The organism is Streptomyces sp. NPDC107454, from assembly GCF_055582885.1.
In genome coordinates, this window is sequence record NZ_JBVJPA010000010.1 from 97595 (window position 1) to 116429 (window position 18835).

Annotated in this window: 20 protein-coding genes and 1 pseudogene; 11 read left to right on the forward strand and 10 right to left on the reverse strand. The window is 69.6% G+C overall.

Translation table 11 applies throughout. From position 1 onward, the window contains the following. Nucleotides 1–21: 21 nt before the first annotated feature. The 5 genes from ACZ69M_RS25970 to ACZ69M_RS25990 all read right to left on the reverse strand — a co-directional run bounded on the left by ACZ69M_RS25970 (nt 22) and on the right by ACZ69M_RS25990 (nt 5603). Nucleotides 22–2109 carry a xanthine dehydrogenase family protein molybdopterin-binding subunit gene (locus tag ACZ69M_RS25970; RefSeq protein WP_470053871.1) on the reverse strand — a complete coding sequence of 696 codons (2088 nt, stop codon included), beginning with the start codon at nt 2107–2109 and terminating at the stop codon, nt 22–24. Nucleotides 2110–2225: 116 nt separating this feature from the next. Next, complete coding sequence (locus ACZ69M_RS25975; protein WP_470053356.1) at nt 2226–3206, reverse strand: LysR family transcriptional regulator; 981 nt, start codon at nt 3204–3206, stop codon at nt 2226–2228. Further along, entirely contained in the window at nt 3199–4128 is a 930-nt protein-coding gene (locus ACZ69M_RS25980) for a DMT family transporter (RefSeq protein WP_470053358.1), read from the reverse strand. Before ACZ69M_RS25980 ends, ACZ69M_RS25975 begins: the two co-directional genes overlap by 8 nt. A 117-nt stretch (nt 4129–4245) precedes the next feature. Next, entirely contained in the window at nt 4246–4731 is a 486-nt protein-coding gene (locus ACZ69M_RS25985) for a hypothetical protein (RefSeq protein WP_470053360.1), read from the reverse strand. An 83-nt stretch (nt 4732–4814) separates the two neighbouring features. After that, the gene (locus ACZ69M_RS25990; protein WP_470053362.1) at nt 4815–5603 is read right to left on the reverse strand and encodes an ArsR/SmtB family transcription factor; all 789 of its coding nucleotides are present in this window, start codon (nt 5601–5603) and stop codon (nt 4815–4817) included. 317 nt (nt 5604–5920) lie between these two features. On the opposite strand from ACZ69M_RS25990, the gene ACZ69M_RS25995 reads away from it, so the two are divergent. Both ACZ69M_RS25995 and ACZ69M_RS26000 read left to right on the forward strand, forming a co-directional pair. Then, a complete protein-coding gene (locus tag ACZ69M_RS25995; protein ID WP_470053364.1) occupies nt 5921–6349 on the forward strand; it encodes a VOC family protein in 429 nt (142 codons plus the stop codon). A gap of 60 nt (nt 6350–6409) precedes the next feature. Beyond that, nucleotides 6410–6757 carry a VOC family protein gene (locus ACZ69M_RS26000; protein WP_470053366.1) on the forward strand — a complete coding sequence of 116 codons (348 nt, stop codon included), beginning with the start codon at nt 6410–6412 and terminating at the stop codon, nt 6755–6757. A 47-nt stretch (nt 6758–6804) separates the two neighbouring features. Here ACZ69M_RS26000 and ACZ69M_RS26005 read toward each other — a convergent pair whose 3' ends face one another. Genes ACZ69M_RS26005 through ACZ69M_RS26015 form a run of 3 tightly spaced genes read right to left on the reverse strand, consistent with a single transcriptional unit; the run spans nt 6805 to nt 9508 of the window. Continuing rightward, a complete protein-coding gene (locus ACZ69M_RS26005) occupies nt 6805–7329 on the reverse strand; it encodes a hypothetical protein (RefSeq protein WP_470053368.1) in 525 nt (174 codons plus the stop codon). Beyond that, the gene (locus ACZ69M_RS26010) at nt 7326–8813 is read right to left on the reverse strand and encodes a sensor histidine kinase (RefSeq protein ID WP_470053370.1); all 1488 of its coding nucleotides are present in this window, start codon (nt 8811–8813) and stop codon (nt 7326–7328) included. Before ACZ69M_RS26010 ends, ACZ69M_RS26005 begins: the two co-directional genes overlap by 4 nt. After that, nucleotides 8810–9508, reverse strand: a complete 699-nt coding sequence (locus tag ACZ69M_RS26015) for a response regulator transcription factor (protein WP_351537154.1) — start codon at nt 9506–9508, stop codon at nt 8810–8812. Before ACZ69M_RS26015 ends, ACZ69M_RS26010 begins: the two co-directional genes overlap by 4 nt. Nucleotides 9509–9668: 160 nt before the next feature. Between ACZ69M_RS26015 and ACZ69M_RS26020 the strand changes: the two genes are divergently transcribed. Next, a complete protein-coding gene (locus ACZ69M_RS26020) occupies nt 9669–10622 on the forward strand; it encodes a DUF3152 domain-containing protein (protein ID WP_470053372.1) in 954 nt (317 codons plus the stop codon). A gap of 73 nt (nt 10623–10695) precedes the next feature. Here the strand turns inward: ACZ69M_RS26020 and ACZ69M_RS26025 are convergent, their stop codons facing one another. Then, complete coding sequence (locus tag ACZ69M_RS26025) at nt 10696–11601, reverse strand: AraC family transcriptional regulator (RefSeq protein WP_470053374.1); 906 nt, start codon at nt 11599–11601, stop codon at nt 10696–10698. A gap of 198 nt (nt 11602–11799) precedes the next feature. On the opposite strand from ACZ69M_RS26025, the gene ACZ69M_RS26030 reads away from it, so the two are divergent. The 6 genes and pseudogenes from ACZ69M_RS26030 (at nt 11800) to ACZ69M_RS26055 (ending at nt 17323) form a co-directional block, all read left to right on the forward strand. Beyond that, complete coding sequence (locus ACZ69M_RS26030) at nt 11800–12117, forward strand: putative quinol monooxygenase (protein ID WP_470053376.1); 318 nt, start codon at nt 11800–11802, stop codon at nt 12115–12117. 94 nt (nt 12118–12211) lie between these two features. After that, nucleotides 12212–13180: an alpha/beta hydrolase gene (locus ACZ69M_RS26035; RefSeq protein WP_470053378.1), complete on the forward strand. Its 969-nt coding sequence runs from the start codon at nt 12212–12214 to the stop codon at nt 13178–13180. A gap of 40 nt (nt 13181–13220) precedes the next feature. Beyond that, nucleotides 13221–13979, forward strand: a complete 759-nt coding sequence (locus ACZ69M_RS26040) for an SDR family NAD(P)-dependent oxidoreductase (protein WP_470053380.1) — start codon at nt 13221–13223, stop codon at nt 13977–13979. Between the two features lie 45 nt (nt 13980–14024). Continuing rightward, nucleotides 14025–15295: pseudogene (locus tag ACZ69M_RS26045) on the forward strand (SMI1/KNR4 family protein); the annotation flags it as partial. Between the two features lie 224 nt (nt 15296–15519). Further along, entirely contained in the window at nt 15520–16503 is a 984-nt protein-coding gene (locus ACZ69M_RS26050) for a Dyp-type peroxidase (RefSeq protein ID WP_470053382.1), read from the forward strand. 22 nt (nt 16504–16525) lie between these two features. After that, on the forward strand, nt 16526–17323 hold the full coding sequence (locus ACZ69M_RS26055; RefSeq protein ID WP_470053873.1) for a family 1 encapsulin nanocompartment shell protein: 798 nt from the start codon (nt 16526–16528) through the stop codon (nt 17321–17323). 51 nt (nt 17324–17374) lie between these two features. Here ACZ69M_RS26055 and ACZ69M_RS26060 read toward each other — a convergent pair whose 3' ends face one another. Beyond that, entirely contained in the window at nt 17375–17839 is a 465-nt protein-coding gene (locus ACZ69M_RS26060; RefSeq protein ID WP_470053384.1) for a GreA/GreB family elongation factor, read from the reverse strand. A gap of 173 nt (nt 17840–18012) precedes the next feature. On the opposite strand from ACZ69M_RS26060, the gene ACZ69M_RS26065 reads away from it, so the two are divergent. Both ACZ69M_RS26065 and ACZ69M_RS26070 read left to right on the forward strand, forming a co-directional pair. Next, a complete protein-coding gene (locus ACZ69M_RS26065; protein ID WP_470053386.1) occupies nt 18013–18393 on the forward strand; it encodes an NUDIX hydrolase in 381 nt (126 codons plus the stop codon). A gap of 123 nt (nt 18394–18516) precedes the next feature. Next, nucleotides 18517–18822, forward strand: coding sequence for a hypothetical protein (locus ACZ69M_RS26070; protein WP_470053388.1), 306 nt, complete (start codon nt 18517–18519; stop codon nt 18820–18822). Nucleotides 18823–18835: the final 13 nt, after the last annotated feature.

An 18835-nucleotide genomic window follows, 5' to 3' on the forward strand; every position in this document is an offset into this window, starting at 1 on the left:
CAGCACCTTCTCGGACAGCGATCAGAAGTTGATCGGGAAGCGGCGGGGTCTGGTACGGGTCGCACGGGCGTAGGCGTTCGCCACGGCACCGGCCGCCGCCGGCACGCCGAGTTCGCCGGCCCCGCCGGGCTCGCGCCGTGACGGCATGATGTGCGCCTCGAAGCGCAACGGGGAGTCCTGCTGGCGGGCGTAGCGGAAGTCGGCGAAGCTGCCCTCACGCACCGCACCCCGGTCGATGTGCAGTCCGGCCCGCAGCACGGTGGAGATGCCGTCGACGGCGGTGCCCATGAGCTGGGCCTCGAGTCCACGCGGGTTGACGGCCGTTCCGACATCGGCCGCCATCACCACCTTGGTCACCCGCGGGTTCTTCGGGTCGGTGGCGTCGATCTCGACCAGGCAGGCCACGCAGGAGCCGTATTCCTCGTGGACGGCCACACCCTGCGCCTGGCCGGACGGCAGGGGCCGACCCCAGTGTCCGGCCGCGGCGACCTTGTCGAGTACGGCTTTGACGGCCTTGTTCCTGAGCGTGCCGCGCCGGAAGGCCACCGGGTCCTTGCCCAGCTCGGCGGCGACCTCGTCGACGACGATCTCCTCCGCGGTGCGCATGGTCCCGGAGTCCACCGACCGCCAGGCTCCGAGCGGCATCGCCAGCTCGACCGAGCCCGAACTCCCTGAAACGCGCCCGAAGTTGTAAAGGCCGCTGTCGCTGGGCAGCGGGCCCGCGGCCACCGTGGTCACACCGCCCTGAGCGGCCAGGCCCTGCCCCTCGTACGACTCGCTCACCGAGGCCATCGCATGGCTGAAGGCCACCACCCTGCCCCACGCATGGCTGGCCCGGATCCGGTGATGTGAGGCCCCGCGCATCCGGCCGTGCCGGATGTCGTCCCCGCGGCTCCACATCAGCTTGACCGGTCGCCGTGCCGCCTTCGAGATCAGAGCGGCCTCGATCGCGGCATCGTAGTTCAGCCGCCGTCCGAAGGAGCCGCCGCCGCGCACGACATGGACGCGGACCTTCGACTTCGGCAGTCCGATCGCCGAGGCGATGCTCTCGCGCGCGTCCATCGGTGTCTGGGAGGAGAACCAGATCTCGGCCCGGTCGGCGCGTACGTCCGCCACCGCGGTCAGCACCTCCATCGGGGCATGGCTGACGAAGGCGAACTCGAACTCGCCCTCGACCTGCGCCGATCCGCGCGGCGGCGCTCCGGCCGAGGGAACGGCGGCCCGTAACCGGGACCGGATGGCGACGTCGGACAACGACGCCAGTGGCCCCGGCCTCCAGGTGATGCGCAGGGCGTCGCGGGCTTTGAAAGCGTGGTGGAAGGACTCCGCCACCACGGCGACACCGCCCGCGACCTTGACCACCGCGTGCACGCCGGGCATCGCGCGGGCCGCGCGGTCGTCGACGGTGACGAGTCGCCCACCGAGTGTCGGCGGCCGGGCCACCACGGTCGGCTTCGCCCCGGCCACCTCCAGGTCCCCGGCGTACTTCGCCCTGCCCGTGACGATGTCCCGCGCGTCGATCCGGCCCGTCGGCCGTCCGATCACCTTGTGCTGGGACGCGGGCTTGGGCTTGTCCGACACGTCGGGCCGGTGGATCCGGGCCGCGGCCGTCGTCAGCGATCCGAAGGTGGCCGTACGGCCGTCGGGGGCGACCACCGTCGTGTCCCGCGTACGCAGGCTTCGGGCGGGCAGGTGCCAGCGCCGGGCGGCCGCGGTCACCAGCCGGGCCCGGGCGGTGGCGGCGAGCGCGCGGGCGGGACCGTACAGGGAACGGACGGAACTCGAGCCGCCGGTGTACTGGTTGCCCTTGGTGCGGGCCTCGGCGAGCGGGATGTCGACGTCGACGAGCCGGGCGTCCAGTTCCTCGGCGATCAGCATGGCGACCGCGGTCGTGATGCCCTGCCCGACCTCGACGCGCGGCAGTCGTACGACCACCTTGTTGGCCGCGGTGACCTCCAGGACCAGCATCTCCTCGTCCGCGCCGGTCACCAGGACACGGGAGGGCCCGTGCGCCTCCGCCGCAGTGGGCTCGACGCCCTCCGCCGACGACGTGTCGCAGCCGAGGGGCGCCGCGAGGGTCAGTGTGGACGCCGCGAGCGAGTAGACCATGAACTTCCGGCGGGACAGCTGACGGGCCAACAGGTGCTCCTCTCCGAGTACCCGGGTGGGTTCCCCTGGTATGAGGGGACAGCGCTCTTCGAGGTTGCGTGGGGCGGTCGTCGCGGTCACCGGGGCCGGTCGGCGGTCCTGTCGTCGAGCGCCGTGGCCGTCTCGTGCAGGAGGTCGAGTACGGCCCTCAGGTCGGGGTGTTTGCCGGTGCCCGCGCGACTGACCGTGAAGACGGTCCGGGACACGGGACGGACCAGGTGGTGGAGGCTGAGGGGCGCGGTGTGGTCCGGCAGAGCCATGCGGGGCACCAGGACGGCACCGGCGTCGGCGGCGGCCAGAGCCGTCAGCACGGAGAAGTCGCTGCTGGAGGCCCGGATGTCCGGGACGAAGCCGGCCGCGCCGCAGGCCCGCTGGATCATCTCGTAGCAGGAGGTCTCCGGGCCGGGGGTCAGCCACGGCAGGTGCGCCAGACGGGACAGGTCCGCGGGCTGCCCTGCGGTGAGGCCCTCCCGAGCGGCCCGGTCGGGGTGCAGGGCGAGGAGGACCGGCTCTTCCATCAGGACTGTCTGCTCCCACGCCGCGGGGACACTGCGCGGCAGCACGGTGTAGCTGTGCACCAGGGCAAGGTCGGTCGAGCGTTTGTGGAGTTCGTCGAGGGCTTCGTCGGGCTCCTGGACGGAGAGCCGCAACGAGAGCTCCCGGGCGGCACCGCCACCGGTGCCGTTGTCGGGAGCGGGATCGGTGCCGGTGGCGTTGAGATGTTCGAACAGGGGCGGAACGAGGGTGCGGGCGGCGGAGGCGAAGGCGCTGATCCGTACCGTGCCGTGGCGGCCGCCTTTCATCGCGGCCAGGCCGGACTCGGCTGCCGCGAGCTCTGCCAGGATGACCTCGGTGTGGGCCACCAGCAGTTCCCCGGCGGCGGTCAGACGCAGCGTGCGGCCGTGTTTCTCGACGACGGGCGTGCCGGCCTCCTTCTGCAGGGCGGCGAGGTGCTGGGAGACGGCCGGTGCGGTCAGGTGCAGCGCGTCCGCCGTGGCCGCGACTGTTCCGTAGGCGGCCAGGTGCTGGAGGATGCGCAGGCGGCGTACGTCAAGCACAAGTGGCTCCTTGCGGCTCGGACGCGTCCACGGCGGGGACGGTGGTGGGGTGGTGGTTCCGCTTGTGCCGGCTGATGAGGATCACTCCCGCGACGCTGATCGCTCCACCGGCCAGCGCGACGGGGCGGGGCACCTCCGCCAGCCAGACGAAGGAGACGATCAGGGTCACCGGCGGCACCAGGTACAGGGCCGCCGTGGAGACGGCGAGCGGCAGCCGGGCGACGGCGTAGGCCCAGATGACGAAGCCGAGGGCGGAGGGCAGGAGGCCCAGGTAGGCGGCGGAGGCGAGTGCGGCGGCCGGGGCGTGGACGGTCGCGTGCCAGGTGGCGGGGATCAGGGGCAGCACGAAGACCGTACCGGCGACCATCGCGTACGTGGCGACCTCCAGACCGGTGTAGTGGCGTAGTAGGGGCTTGCTCGCGAAGTGGTAGACCCCTTGGACCACGGCGGCCGCCAGGATGACGAGGGCCGAGACGGAGAACCCGCTGGTGCCCTGGGCCAGGCTGACGACGGCCGCGCCCGCGAGCGCGACGACGCTGCCGACGACGATGTCGCGGGTGAGCCGCTCGCCGAGGAACAGGCTCCCCAGCAGCACACTGAAGACGGGGGCGATCGCGATGAGCAGGCTCGCGGTCCCGGCCTCCACGTGCACTTCACCCCAGTTGAGCAGGACCTGGTACGCGGTCATGCCGGTGGCCCCGCACAGGGTGATCAGTGGCAGGTCGCCGCGTCGCGGCAGCCGTACCTTCGCGAAGGGGGCCACGGCCAGCAGCGCGACGGCGGCGATCAGGAGCCGCAGGAACGACAGCGCCGCCACTCCCAGGCCGTCGATGCCGACCCTGATGGCGGGAAAGGCCGACGCCCACAGCACGACGGTGCCGACCAGGGCGAGGAAGCGGGGAGAGGCGATGCGTGCGGACATGACTTCACCATCGCGGACCAGAACAAGAAGTTCCAGTTAGCTTTTGTTTCAGAAAGCTTCAGTCCTACTTACTGGTCACCGTCTGACGGAGCACGGCTGCGGGAGAACTGGGGGCGCTCAGCCCAGGAGGGCCAGGAGCTGTTTGGCGTGGCCGGGCAGCTCCACTTCCGCGAGGCCGGTGATGAGGTCTCTCAGCGGCATGGGCTGATCGACCAGGACGGTGTCCTTGGACAGGAGACGGGTCGGCACCGGTGTGTCGAGTTCGGCGTCGCTCAGCATCGGTCCGCCGAGTGCGCAGAGGGCGTCCCCTTGGAGGCGGATGCGGTCCCGAAGCCCCGTGTTGCCGCCGGCGACCGCGATGAGGCGTTCGATGGTCCAGGTGTCGAGCGCCATGCGGTTGTCGTACGTCGTGTGCGATCCCGCGGCGACACAGGAGACCGCGGCGAGGGTGGCGGCGTTGACGAGGGCGACGTGCGCCAGAATCTGCTCGGCGTTCCATTCGCCGGGCGGCGGGACGGGGCTCGTGTCGCCGGCGTCAGCCACGGTGGCAGCTGCGTCCAGCAGCGCGCGGTAGGCGTCCCGCAGCGCGGTGGTGTCCAACATGTCGACTTCTTTCTGCGGTCGTGCGTGGGTTTCTGCGGACGTGCGCGAGGGCAAGTGCGGAAAGGGTGGTGGCGGGTGCCGCCTCAGGCGTGCCCGGGAGACATCTCCCATGGCGCCTGCGGGAGGACATCGCCGGTCTCGAGCAGCGACTTGAGGTTCGCCAGCACGGCCGGCCATCCGCGCGAGATGCCGTTGAGCATCTCCTGGTCGGGGAGATTCTCGTGGGTCACGGTGAGGCGGACGATGTCCTCGTGTGGTTCGACGAGGAAGGTGACGACCGACGGTTCCCTCGGCGTTTCGGCGTCGGGGGTGTCCTCGAAGGTGATGACCAAACGCGTCGGAGGCTCGGTCTTGATCACCTGACCGACGACATCGACGGCGCCTGAGCCGTCGACGCGTCGATGCTCCCAGGCCGAACCGGGTTGCCAGTCCGAGATGTTGGCGTGTCCCCAGTAGCGCGCTGTCAGGTCCGCGTCCGTCAGGGCTTGCCACACCTGCTCCGCGCTCGCACGGATGTAGGTGACATAGACATAGGTCGGCACGGACGTGGGTCCGTCGGTCATGGCGTACTCCTCTGCCTTGTTCTTGATGGCACTGATCGCTTGCAGACGGGGCTTGTCGAACCCCGATATCCAGCGCTCCTCCATCTCGTGGATCGGTGTCGGGTTGAGGTAGTGAAGCCGCTCCCGTCCCCGTCGCACGACGGTCACGAGGTTGGCCTGCCCAAGGATGTCGAGATGCTGTGTCGCCGACTGGCGCGTCATGTCCAACCGCTCGCACAACTCGCTCAGCGTCTGACCGTTCTGCTCGCGCAGACGGTCGAGCAGGAGTCGCCGGGTGGGGTCGGCCAGCGCTTTGAAGACCAAGTCCATCGCTCTACCTTCGAGGCTCACACCGACATTATGCAGGCACTTACCTGCATAATGTCAATGGCGGATCTTCGTGGCCCTTGATTCACCCGGGGGAACCATGAGCTCGGCGCGCCGTCGGACGTGATCGCCAATATCATCGGTCGTACGACAACTACCGCGTAGTCGGTCCATGGGTGACCCGGAGCCGGTGCTCGGGTTCCCGCCGGTGGGGGCCCATCCGGGGCCACAGCCGAACCGGGCGGCCGTCATGGGAGATCGCCATGAGCACCCAGCAGAGAGAACAGGACGGCGCAACGGACGTCGTCAGGGAGCCGACCATGAGCATGAGGCTCGAGGTCGCCGTCATCCCGGTCACCGACGTCAGTCGCGCCCTGGACTTCTATCAAAGCCTCGGGTGGCGGCTCGACGCGGACTTCGAGGCCAGTCCGAGATTCCGGCTCGTACAGCTCACGCCACCAGGGTCGGAATGCTCGATTCACTTCGGCCGCGGGATCACGCCCGCGGCGCCGGGCTCCGCCCACAACTACCTTGTGGTCTCCGACCTGGAGCAGGCCTGTGCCGACCTGGTCAGCAGAGGCGTCGAGGTGAGCGAGATCTACCACAACGTCTACGACGCGGGCGTACAGGACCAGGCGGACGGCCCCGATCCAGAGGGGCGCAGCTACGCCTCATTTGCCTCGTTCAGCGATCCGGACGGCAACGGGTGGGTGCTGCAAGAGGTCCAGGTGCGACTACCGGGGCGGTGACGAGCGACGTCATCGTACGGTGAGGCGTAAGGACAGATTCGCTCTCACTCGGAGTCGTCGATGGCCGTTCGCCGTGTCGTGCCCAATGTCCAGTCGGAAGTCGTGCGGGAGAGCCGGGAGTTCTACGGCCTGCTGGGCTTTGACGAGGTCATGAACCACGGCTGGATCGTCACCCTCGCCTCGCCGTCCCACCCGGCGGCACAGGTCAGCCTGATGACCAGTGACAAGACAGCACCGGTCACGCCCGACATGAGCGTGGAAGTGGATGACGTGGACGCGGCTTACGAGGTCATGCGCGGGAGCGGCGCGGAGATCGTGCACCCCTTGCAGGACGAGGAGTGGGGCGTGCGCCGGTTCTTCGTTCGTGATCCCAACGGGCGGGTGGTCAACGTACTGGGCCACCGATGACCCGCTCCGGCAGCCGCGTCGGCTGCGTGCCCGTGGGCCTCGCGGAATCAGTCGGCCCCCGTCATGGAGGGGCACGTGGCGCTTGAGCCTTCGGCGCGCCAGCCGCCGGGGCCCGTCACGGTCACGGTCACGTGCGTCGATGAGGTGTCGGCGTCCTGTGTCTCGACGATGCGGGCGTCGGCGGCTGTGCAGATCAGCTGGGCGAGTGCTGTCCCGGTCAGTGGCGCGGTCCGGTCCGGCAGTTCGATCGACAGCCGTGCGCCGTCCGTCCGGACCGTTGGGGCGCCCCTCATCGGTGGCAGCTCAGTGGTCATGCCCTCACTGCGTTCCTGGACTTCGGGACCCTGGAACAGCATCGCCACGGCCGTCTCGATGCCGCCAGGGCCGAAGACATGGTGGCGGACGCCGAGCAGGGTGCCCTCACCGACGAAGTAGAGGACGTAGCCCGGCCGGATGCCGGTGGCGGGCTCTCCGACCTCCACGACGCCGGTCTCGGGGATGCCGCACGAGGAGAGCAGGAAGGCGGTCGCGAGCAGCAGCGCGGTCCGCGACGGCCGACGCGTGCGGCTCATGAACCCTCCCGAAGCTGATTCCCGAGCCCTTGCCGGGGTCGTGTCAGGGGGATCCCGACCGTGAACACGGCGCCGCCCTCCGCGCGGTTCGCCGCGCGGATCGTGCCACCGTGCAGATGGACGTTCTCGGCCGTGATCGAGAGCCCGAGTCCACTGCCCTCCGTTCTGGTCCGGGCGGTGTCCGACTTGTAGAAGCGGTCGAAGACGTGCGGCAGGACGTCGGCGGGGATGCCGGGCCCGCTGTCCCGCACCTCGACGACCGCCCACCCCGTGTCGTCCGCATCCGGCGACTCCCGTGCGTACAGGAGCAGTTGTACGGGGCGTGCTCCGTGGCGGAGCGCATTGCCGACCAGGTTCGCGACGATCACGTCGAGGCGGCGCGGGTCGACCCTGCCGCGCAGTTCGCCTGGCTCGGGGAGCAGGGCGTCCACCGTGTCCAGCCAGGCGCGGGCGGCGAGGGTGCGGCGGAGGGATTCGGCGAGGTCGATGTCGTCCAGTTGCAGGGCCGCCGCACCCGCGTCGAAGCGGGAGATCTCCATCAGGTCGTCCACCAGGCGGGCCAGCTTCACGGTTTCCTCGCTGATGAGCCGTACAGCGGTGGCGGTGTCCGGGGTCAGCCCGGCCGCGTCCTCGTCGAGGACGTCGGTGACCGCCGACATCGCGGCCAGCGGGGTGCGCAGCTCGTGCGACACATCCGCGACGAAACGGCGGGCTCGGGCTTCCATGCGGCGCAGTTCGGCCACGGACCCCTCCAACGCGGCCGCGGTCTCGTTGAAGGTGTGGGAAAGGTCGGCGAGTTCGTCGGAGCCGTTGATGGCGAGCCGGGTGTCCAGGTGGCCCTCGGCGATCCTGCGAGTGGCGCGGCGCAGTTCCCGTACCGGACGCAGCACACCCCGGGCGGCCAGCAGGGCGAGCAGGACGGCCAGGCCCAGAGCGGGCAGGACGGCACGACCGATGGCGGCGACCAGGGCGTCGACGTAACCCTGTTCACCGGTCTGCGGCACCGTCAGGAAGACCGCTACCCCGGAGGCCGGGTGTTCGCCGGGGGTTTCGAAGGTGACCGGCAGGCCGACCACGAGCGAGGAGCCGCCGTGCGGCGACACCCGCTGGAAGACGGCGGCCCGGCGGGAGCTCACGGCCGACCGCATGGCAGGTGTCAGCTCGGTGAACCTGTCCTGTGGTGTGGAGGTGGCCCGCAGTTCGCGGTAGGTGGCCAGTACGCGCCAGTTCTGCGCGGGTTCCGCGCGGGCCACCTCGGCGGCGATCCACTCCAGGTCGGGCCGGGTCGGGGGGTAACTGACGCCTGCCGCTATGGCGTTGACGTGATACCGCAGGCGTTTGATGACGTTGTCCTGGCTCTGCTGGAGCACCCCGGTGCGGGCCTCCCGGAAGGTCAGGGCGCCTGTGGTCAGGGTGGCGACGGCGGCGACGAGCACGAACGCCACGAGCAGTCGGCCGCGCAGGCCACGCAGCGGTGGTTTCACCGGGACTGGAACCGGTAGCCGAAACCGCGCACGGTCTGGATGTAGCGCGGCTGCCCCGCCGGTTCGCCCATCTTGGTGCGCAGCCGCTTGACGCAGGCGTCCACCAGCCGCGAGTCGCCGTGGTAGCTGTGCTCCCAGACCGCCTCCAGCAACTGCTGCCGGGAGAACACCTGGCCGGGCGAGGCCGAGAGCGTGAGCAGGAGCCGTAGTTCGGAAGGGGCGAGGGAGACCGGCACACCCTGCCGGGTGACGGCCAGCCCGGAGCGGTCGATGGCCAGTTCGCCGTTCTCCCCGTGGGCCTCGATCTTCGGTATGCCACCGTCGGTGGGTGCTCCGCCGACCCGGCGCAGGACGGCACGTATTCGGGCCTCCAGGACGCGTGCCTGCACCGGCTTCACGACGTAGTCGTCCGCTCCGGCTTCGAGACCGACCACGATGTCCGTGTCGTCGCCCCGGGCGGTCGCCATGATGATCGGCACCTGGTCCTCGGTACGGATCCGGCGGCACACCTCGAGACCGCTCAGGCCGGGCAGCATGAGATCGAGCACGACGACGTCCGGCCGGAAGGACCGCAGCCGGGCCAGCCCGTCCTCGCCGGTCCCCACGGCGGCGACGTCGTGTCCCTGGCGGCTCAGCGCGAGCAGGACGCCCTCCCGTACGGCGCGGTCGTCTTCGATGAGCAGGACACGTGGCATGCACTCAGTATCCGTACGGATCAAGGGACTTGACGCGGAGACCGCGTCCGCCCAGGGAACTGTTACGGGACGATCACATAGCCCCGCCCACGATCGGGCGTTACGGTTTCGTCATCTTCCGATCCAGGTCCCATCACATCGTGTGCACAGCCTGACGGCCATGAACACGACCGCCCACCGTGCGACGCCCCCCACCCCGCGATCCCATCGTCGTCGCGGCGGCCCCGCGCACGCCGACGGGCGCGGGCGGACGGGGAAGGGGCCTCTGCTGGGGGGCGTCGCCGCGCTCGCCGTCCTCGTCTCCGTCGCCGCCCTCGCCATCAACCGGACGACGCCCACGGCCTCCGGAAGCGATGACCGGCCCATTGCCGCCGCACGGCCCTCCCGGTCTGCGCCGGACAAGCCCTCGAAGACACCGGACCGGTCGGCGAGGCCGAGCGGTCCGGCGACCGGCGCCGAGCACACCAAGGAACCGGGCTCCAGGACCAGCGGGATGGGCGCCCCGTCCGCGGGCTCCTCCTCCCCGTCCGCCTCCTCGGGCTCCGTCCCGTCCTCGGGCCCCGGCACGTTCACCACCGCGGGCGGCGGGAGCGGGACCGCGGGGCGGGGCAGTCGGCTGCTGCGCTACGAGGTCGTCGTCGAGGACGGCCTCAAGCAGTCGGCAGCCGACGTCGCCCAGCAGGTGGAGCGCATACTCGCCGACCCGCGCGGCTGGACGGCCGACGGCGAGAGCGCGTTCCGGCGTGTCACCGGCTCCGCTCCGGACTTCGTCGTACGGCTCGCCACGCCGGGAACGGTGGACAAGATCTGTGGCCGGTACGGGCTCGACACCGGCGGTGAGGTCAACTGCAGCGTGGGCAAGGACGTCGTGGTCAACCTCAGGCGGTGGCTGCTGGCCACTCCGGTGTACGCGCGCGACGTGGCGGCCTACCGGGCGCTGATCATCAACCATGAGGTCGGCCACTTCCTCGGCCACAATCACGTGACCTGCCCCGGCGTGGGCAGGCCGGCCCCCGTGATGATGCAGCAGATCAAGGGCATGCACGGCTGCGTCCCCAATGTCTGGCCGTACGACAGGAAGGGCCGGCTCATCACGGGACCTGCCGTGCCCTGACCGGCCTCCCTCACCGTCGGCGGGATCACCAACTGGGCCTGCTGCAGGCCGGAACCCGCGGAAACGGGAGCAGTCAGGGAAGAGCGCTCGCGGTGGTGTGCACGCTGTGACGCAGGCGGGCGGCGTCCTGGCTCGGGGGTGCGCCGAACTGGCGGCGGTATTCCCTGCTGAACTGTGACGCGCTGTCGTAACCGACGCGGTGGCCGACCGCGGTGACATCGTTGGGGTGGGTGGCGAGCAGCAGTCGGGCCTCCTGCAGCCGGATCTGTTTCTGGAACTGGATGGGGCTCATCGCGGTCACCGCCTGGAAGTTGCGGTAGAAGGCGGAGACGCTCATGCCGGACAACTGCGCCACGTCCTCGACCTTGAACGGTTGCGCGTAGTGCTCGCGGATCCACCGCACCGAGCGCGCGACGTGGCTGAGGCTGCTGTCGGCGAGGCCGAGCTGGCGCACGATACCGCCCTGTTCGCCGGTGATCAGCCGCCACAGGATCTCGCGCTTGACCAGCGGCGCGAGCACCGTCCGGTCGCGGGGCTCATCGAGCAGGCGCAGCAGCCGGACCACCGCGTCGAGCAGCGGATCCGGAGCGTCGCTGACGGCGATGCCCGGCAGCGCGCTGCCGCCCGCGCGAGGAGCGTCTCCGGGCCCGGCCTGCAGCAGCAGTTCGGCGACGACGGACGGTTCCAGCGTGAGACCGAAGCCCAGCGCCGGGTGCTGCGGGTCGGCGTCGATGAACTGGCCGGTGACGGGCAGGTCCACCGACGCGACGAGGTACTGCCCAGCGCCGTATTCGTACACCCGGTCCCCCAGCGCGAGGCGTTTGGCGCCCTGTGCGATGACCGCCAGCACCGTGCCGGTCATCGACGGCGCCGGCGGGTCGGACCGCTCGACCTTCGAGATGAGGACGCCGTCGATGGCGGTGGTCCACTCCGGCCGTGCATGTCGGGCCAGCAAGGTGCGGAGCTCTTCGAGGCACATGCCTCCATTGCAGCACACGCCCCTGTCGTCGTCTCCTGCACAGAAGAGGATTGTGCAAGGAGCCGACAGTATCGTTCTACCGTTTCCGCAGGTCAGGCCGCTTGAATGGAGTCACTGGAGTCCAGCGGAGAGCCAACGGGCCTTCTGCTCCAGGACCAGCACGCCTGCACGATCCGTCGATCGCGGAAGAAGGTAGTCATGATCGTCAACTACGGATTCAACGCCACCCTGACCGCCAGGCCCGGAAGGGGCGACCAGCTGGCCGACCTGCTGCTGACCGGCCTGAGCGACGGCAACCCCGGCACGAGTGAACACTGCCTCGTCTATCTCGTCTGCCGTTCGGCGTCCGACCCCGACGTCGTCCATGTCACCGAGGGCTGGACCAGCGAGGAGGACCACCACCGGGTCTTCGCCGGCGAAGCCGCTCAGGCCATCGTGCAGCGGTTCGAGGGACTGCTGGCGAAGGACCCCGAGTACACCGACTACGTACCGGTTCAGGGCAAGGCCGCCTTCTGAGGCCGCTGTTCGACTCCCGGCCCCTCCTCACGCCGGTGGGCAGGCGCCCTCCACCCCCCGACCATCCCGTACGACCCGACGAAAGGCAGTCACCGTGACTCTCGCACGACCCGCCCTGGATCCCGAGCTGGGTGCGCTGCTCGCCGGCATGCCGCTCATGACCCACCTCGGTCCCGAACTGCTCGCGCAGTTGCGTCTGCTCCCGTCGACACCGGTCGAGCCCCTTCTCGAAGGCCGCTCGGTCGACCGGCGCGAGGTCACCGTGTCGGGCGAGGACGGTGCACGGATTCCCCTGTCGGTCTTCAGCCCCGCCGGGACCGCGCACGCCACGGGGGCGCCGTGCGTCTTCTGGATACACGGCGGTGGGATGGTCATGGGAGATCGCTTCTCGCAGATCGACATCCCGCTGGAGTGGCTCGACCTGTTCGGTGCCGTCGTGGTCTCCGTGGACTACCGGTTGGCACCCGAAGTCAGCGGCACGACTCTGGTCGACGACTGCTACCGGGGGCTGCTGTGGGTCGCCGAGCACGCCGACGAGTTGGGCATCGACCCCGCCCGCGTCGTCGTGGCGGGCGCCAGCGCCGGCGGTGGCCTCGCCGCCGGGGTCACCCTGATGGCACGCGACCGCGGCACCCTGCCGATCGCCGCCCAGGTGCTCATCTGCCCCATGCTCGACCACCGCAACATCACCACCTCGAGCCGGCAGTATTCCGGCGATCCCGGTGTCTGGACCCGTGAGATGAACGAGTTCGGCTGGCGCTCGGTGCTCGGCGACCTCAGGGACGAGCGGGTGCCCGGCCATGTCTCTCCCGCGGTGGCCGACGACCTCTCGGGCCTGCCGACCACCTACGTCGACGCCGGCTCGGCCGAGGTCTTCCGCGACGAGGATGTCGCCTACGCCACCCGGATCTGGGCGGCCGGCGGCCAGGCGGAACTCCATGTCTGGGCGGGAGGCTTCCACGGGTTCGACGCCCTGTACCCGCAGGCGCGTGTCTCGGCCGAGGCCCGCCGCACACGCAACGACTGGCTCGCCCGAGTCCTGTCCCCAGCCGCTTTCGCATAGCGAAGCCAGGACGCCTCGACCACACCCCAGGAGAACCATCATGAAGGTAGCAATCATCACTGGCGCCAGCTCCGGTATCGGGCAGAGCGCGGCGATCCAGATCGCCAGGCGAGGAACCGGAGTCATCCTGACCTACGGCAACAATGCCCAGGGAGGGTTGGAGACGGCGGCCGCGATCGAGAAGGACGGCGGCACTGCCGTCGCGCTGCCGCTGGACGTCGGTGAGACCGGCGCCTTCCCGGCATTCCGCCGGTCCGTGGTCGACGTGTTGCGCGACACCTGGCAGCGCGACACGTTCGACTACCTGGTCAACAACGCCGGCTTCGCACACACGTCGCTGATCGAGGATACGACCGAGGAGATGTTCGACAGGCTGATGCGGGTTCTGCTCAAGGGCCCGTACTTCCTGACGCAACGCCTGCTGCCGCTGATGGAAGACGGTGGGGCCGTCGTCAACACGAGCAGCAACTCGGCGACGGGGTCCGGCCTGGAGCCCGGCTACTCGGCCTACGCGTCGATGAAGGGCGCCCTCAACGTGCTGAGCCGCTACATGGCCAAGGAGTTCAGTACACGAGGCATCCGCGTCAATTCCGTTTCACCGGGCTCGACGCGCACCCGGATCGCCGACGACGCCTTCGAGCGGTTTCCCGAAGTCATCCCGGCCCTCGCGGCGAAGACCGCTCTCGGCCGGGTCGGCGAACCCGATGACATCGGCATGATGATCGCCACCCTGCTCTCCGAGGAGAGCCGCTGGGTCACCGCTCAGAACATCGAGGTGTCGGGAGGCTACAACCTGTAGCCCGACACACTGACTCACCTTCACCAGAGCGACCGGGGACCGCCGTTGCCCGGGATACATGACTTCGCGACCTGGGAGCCCGTGCTGCGGCTTCTGCGAACCGCCCATGCGCAGAGCAGCGCCGCACCGGGCGGCCATGCGGAGGGACGGATCGGCCGACACGGGTCGAGCCTGCCCCCGCCGCGGCGGCGCCCGCGGCCCGGACGAGCCCTCCAAGTCGAGGACATGCGGGACGAGTTCGACGCGGTGGAGCGGGTGTGCGGCGCACTCGCGGACGCGGGTGTCGACGACATCTCGTTCGCGGCGGAGATCTCGCGCGACGGGAGCGCCGTACTCCACCTGCTCCACCCCGGCCCCGCCGCTGAGCCCGGTATCGGCCATGCGCATCCGGGTTCACTCATCCTGGTCGAGAATGCCGTCCCCGAGCCCTGGCGTCGCCTTCCCGAACCGGTCCCCGCAGCATTACCCGCCCCGTCGGCGGATCTGGCGTCGCTGGAGCGGACGCTCCGCGCGGATCCCCGATGCCATCGCCGCCACCGGGGCGGAGATCGCCGCCGCGGAAGCGCGCCTCCGACGCGGTCGGCTGCGAGCTCTTCTCCCTGGGCGAGCTGTACATCGCCGACGCGCCGTCCCGTCCGTCCCCCTGGAAGTTCGCGGCGATGAAGGCGGTCGGCACCCCGACCGACGCCGCGGCGCAGGGGCTGGTCGGCTCCCCCGGCTGGATCGTCTTCGGCGACAACGGCGGCGGCGACCGCATGGCGGCGGACCTGACACCGGGCCCGCGCGGACACGCGGGACAGATCATCATGCTCGACCATGAACAGAATGTCGGCGCAGACCTGCTCGCCGACTCCCTCACCGACCTGGTGTCGAACGGGCTCGGCGCAGGGCGACGGGGCCCTCGCGGGGACCAGCCACCGGCCGTGGCCCGGGTCGACATCGGGAGCCTGAGCAGTGTCGAGGCCGCCGTCCATCCCGAGCTGGAGGTCCTGTCCATCGGCGTGTGGGAGGGCGAGCCGCTCAGCCTCGCCCCCGTCACCGGGCTCCCCCGCCTGCGGACTCTCACCGCCTGCCCCGGTACGCTCGCCGACCCGCTGGAGATCGCCGAGCTGACCGGGCTCGGGTTCCCAGGACTCGGCCCGGAGGGCTGGCGTGTCCTGCTCGATGCCGGAGCCGTCCCGCGTAGCCGGTCGGCCGCCTCCATCGAGATCCACGACACCCGCCACCCGCTCCCGATCGTGGCCCTCGCCAACGAACTTCTCGCCCTCTGGGACCGCCCGCTGATCACTCGGACGACCCTCGAAGGCAACCTCGGCCCCCTGGCGCAGACCGGTTCGCTCCGGCGGGTGTTCGCCTCGAAGTCCTGTCCGCCACAACCCTTTCACGACCCTTTTTGCGAATCGCCAGGATTCCCTCGTGAAGCGCCTGTGTACCCGCACCGGTCGACATCACCGTGACGCAATCCTAGTATTTATTCTGTTTCCTCACGTTATCCTGCCGTGCGTAGCGCCATAGCCACGACAAGTAGGAGGCAGGCTCCGTGGTTGAGTCGCAGTTCGTGATCGCCCCGCCCGCCAAAGCCGCCCTGTTCCTCGTGTGCACCATGGCACCTGGCGGCGAGCCCGCTGTTCGCGACCTGCTCCAGGATGTGGCCGGGTTGCGACGATCGGTCAGTTTCCGTGCTCCGGACGCGGAGCTGAGTTGCGTCGTCGGCATCGGCTCCGCCGCCTGGGACCGGCTCTTCGCAGGACCCCGCCCACGCGATCTGCATCCGTTCGTCGCGTTGACGGGCTCCCGGCACCGAGCCCCGTCCACCCCTGGTGACCTGCTCTTCCATCTGCGAGCCCACCACATGGACCTCTGTTTCGAACTGGCCCAGTTGATCGGCGAACGCCTCTACGGAGCGGTCGCCGTGGTGGATGAGGTGCACGGTTTCAAGTACTTCGACGAGCGGGACCTCCTCGGCTTCGTCGACGGCAGCGAGAACCCCGAGGGCCGGGTCGCCGCCGACGCGGTGTTCATCGGTGACGAGGACCCCGATTTCGCGGGCGGCAGCTATGTGATCGTGCAGAAGTACGTGCACGACCTTGCCGCCTGGAACGCGTTGCCCACGCAGGAACAGGAAAAGGTCATCGGCCGCACGAAGCTGGCGAACGTCGAAATGCCGGACGACATCAAGCCCGCGGACTCGCATGTCGCGCTGAACACCATCACCGACGCGGACGGAAACGAACGGAAGATCGTCCGTGACAACATGCCGTTCGGCAGCATCGGACAAAGGGAGTTCGGTACCTACTTCATCGGCTATGCGCGCACTCCCGAGGTGACCGAACAGATGCTGAGGAACATGTTCCTCGGTGACCATCCCCAGACCCACGACCGGATCCTCGACTTTTCCACGGCGGTCACCGGCTGTCTGTTCCACGTACCGAGCGCCGATTTCCTCGACGACCCACCCGCCGCGCCCACCGGAGCGTCGGCAATCGAGGGCTCCCTGGGCATCGGCAGTCTCAAAGGAGCCTGATCACGTGTCCACGCCCAACGGTATGAACAACCTGCACCGCGAACTCGCGCCGATCACGCCCGAGGCATGGGAACAGATCGAGGAGGAAGCCCGACGTACCTTCCAGCGCAACGTGGGAGGCCGTCGTGTCGTGGATGTCACCGGACCCGACGGTCCCGCGCTTGCCTCGGTCGGCACCGGCCATCTCACCCGCATCGAAGGGCCTGGACCGGGCGTCACCGCTCTCCTGCGCCAAGTACAGCCCCTGGTCGAACTGCGCGTCCCCTTCAAGGTCGGTCGCGACGCGGTGGACGACGTGGAGCGCGGCTCGAACGACTCCGACTGGCAACCGGTCAAGGACGCGGCGCGCGCGATGGCGTTCACCGAAGACCGGGCCGTCTTCGAGGGGTACGAGGCAGCGGGCATCGACGGGCTGCGCAGGCGTACCTCCCATCCGGTGCACGGCCTGCCGGCGGAGACACGTGAGTATCCGGATGCCGTCAGCCGCGCGCTGACGACCCTGCGCCTGGCCGGAGTCGCCGGCCCGTATTCGCTGCTGCTGGGTGCCGACGCGTACACCCTGGTGAGCGAGACGTCCGACCACGGCTATCCGATCACGGAGCATCTCAGCCGGATGCTGGACGCCCCTCCCATCTGGGCGCCCGCGGTCGACGGCGCTTTTCTGCTGTCCACCCGCGGTGGGGACTTCGAACTGCGGCTCGGCGAGGACCTCGCGATCGGCTACACCACGCATGACGCGAACGAGATCGAGTTGTACTTCCGCCAGAGCCTGACCTTCCTGGTGTACACCGACGAGGCTGTGGTGGCACTCGGCTCGTGAACACGGCGGCCGGGCGTACGTGGATGGCACTGGGAGACGGCGCTACGGGTCCTACGCGGCGCCCAGCGACTGCACCGTCACGGTCGTCCGTCCGTCGGGCGCCTCGTAGCTGACGGAGTCACCGGCACGGCGGCCGAGCAGTGCGCGGCCGAGAGGACTGTCGGTGGTGACCAACATCTGGTCCAACGGCTCGGCGACATCGCCGATCTGGACCGTCTCCTCGCCGCCGTCCGCAAACCGTACGGTGACGGTGCTTCCCGGACCGACCACGTCGGTGCGGGGCGGACCGGCCTCGGCCGCCCCGTCCAGCCGCACGGTGATCTGGGTGATACGGGCGTCGAGGCGGTCCAACTGAGTGGCACGCTGCAACTCGTCGGCCTGGTCGGCTGTGTCTCCCGCTGAGTCTGTGTCGCCCAGGGTTGCCGCGACCGCGTCGCGTTCGGTGTACAGATCCGCAAGCTCCTGTTCGAGCGCCCGACGGGCTTCGGCGCTGATCGGCCCGGCTTCACTGGTCATTCCTGCTCCCGTTGTGCAGGTGGAACAGCTGGGTGACGAAGGGCGATTCCGCTGTTTGCAAGCATAGTCGCGAGCTCGCCGCGCCGCGTGAACTGATGTGCCCCGGGTAGGAAACGGGTGCTCGGACGGGGCCGGTCGGCCGGTCGCGCGAGGAGGAATGGGACGGTTGGGCCATGACGCTGGAGCAGGCTGCCCGGGGTGCGGTGGACGCGGTTGTCGTGTACGACGGGCGTCTGCTCATGGTGGCCCCGCAGGACGGCTGGGGGTTGCCGTCGGGCGCCCCGCAGCCCGCCGAGTCGGCGGAGGCCGGCGCCGCGCGCCTGGTGTACGAGCTCACCGGGTACCTGGTCGACGGCACATCGGTGCTGCGGCCGAAGGGGACGGCTGGAGAGGACGCACGGCCCGCTGTGGTGTGCCAGCTGTTGAGCCAGGCCCCCTCGGCGGAAGCACGACTCGGCCAGGAGCAGATCCGCTGGGTTCCGTTCGCCGAAGCCATCGACGCGGGGCTGCCCGAAGCCGTGCGGGCCTACCTGGTGGGCCATACACCCGTGTAGGGGTGCGGGCGCGGCATTTATCAAGATCGGATCCTGATTTCAAGTCACGCTGTTCCGTGACATGACGCGAAGCCTCTCGGTGAAGTTTTCTGGATGCAGAATTTCTCAGGTTAGGAGATTCTCATGCAGGTCATCGCCATCACTGCCACCGTCATCGTCGGGGCATTGTCCAGCATCACTTATGTGCAGTACGCCGCGTCGCGCAGCCCAGGGCGGCCGATCCCGCTGTTCTCGACCCGGCTCGCGCTTTTTCCCCTATGGGCCGACGTGACGTTCACGACGGGCTGGATCGTCAGCTCATTCACGCTCATTTTCGTGCTGCCGATCTGGGTGGGAGTGGCCGCTTGCTGCGGGGCGACGCTACTCCCCTTCGAGGTGATGCGCCGCCGTCACAACCGCCAGGTCAGAGGCCGCGTGCTCACTCCGTGAGCGGGCCACGGAC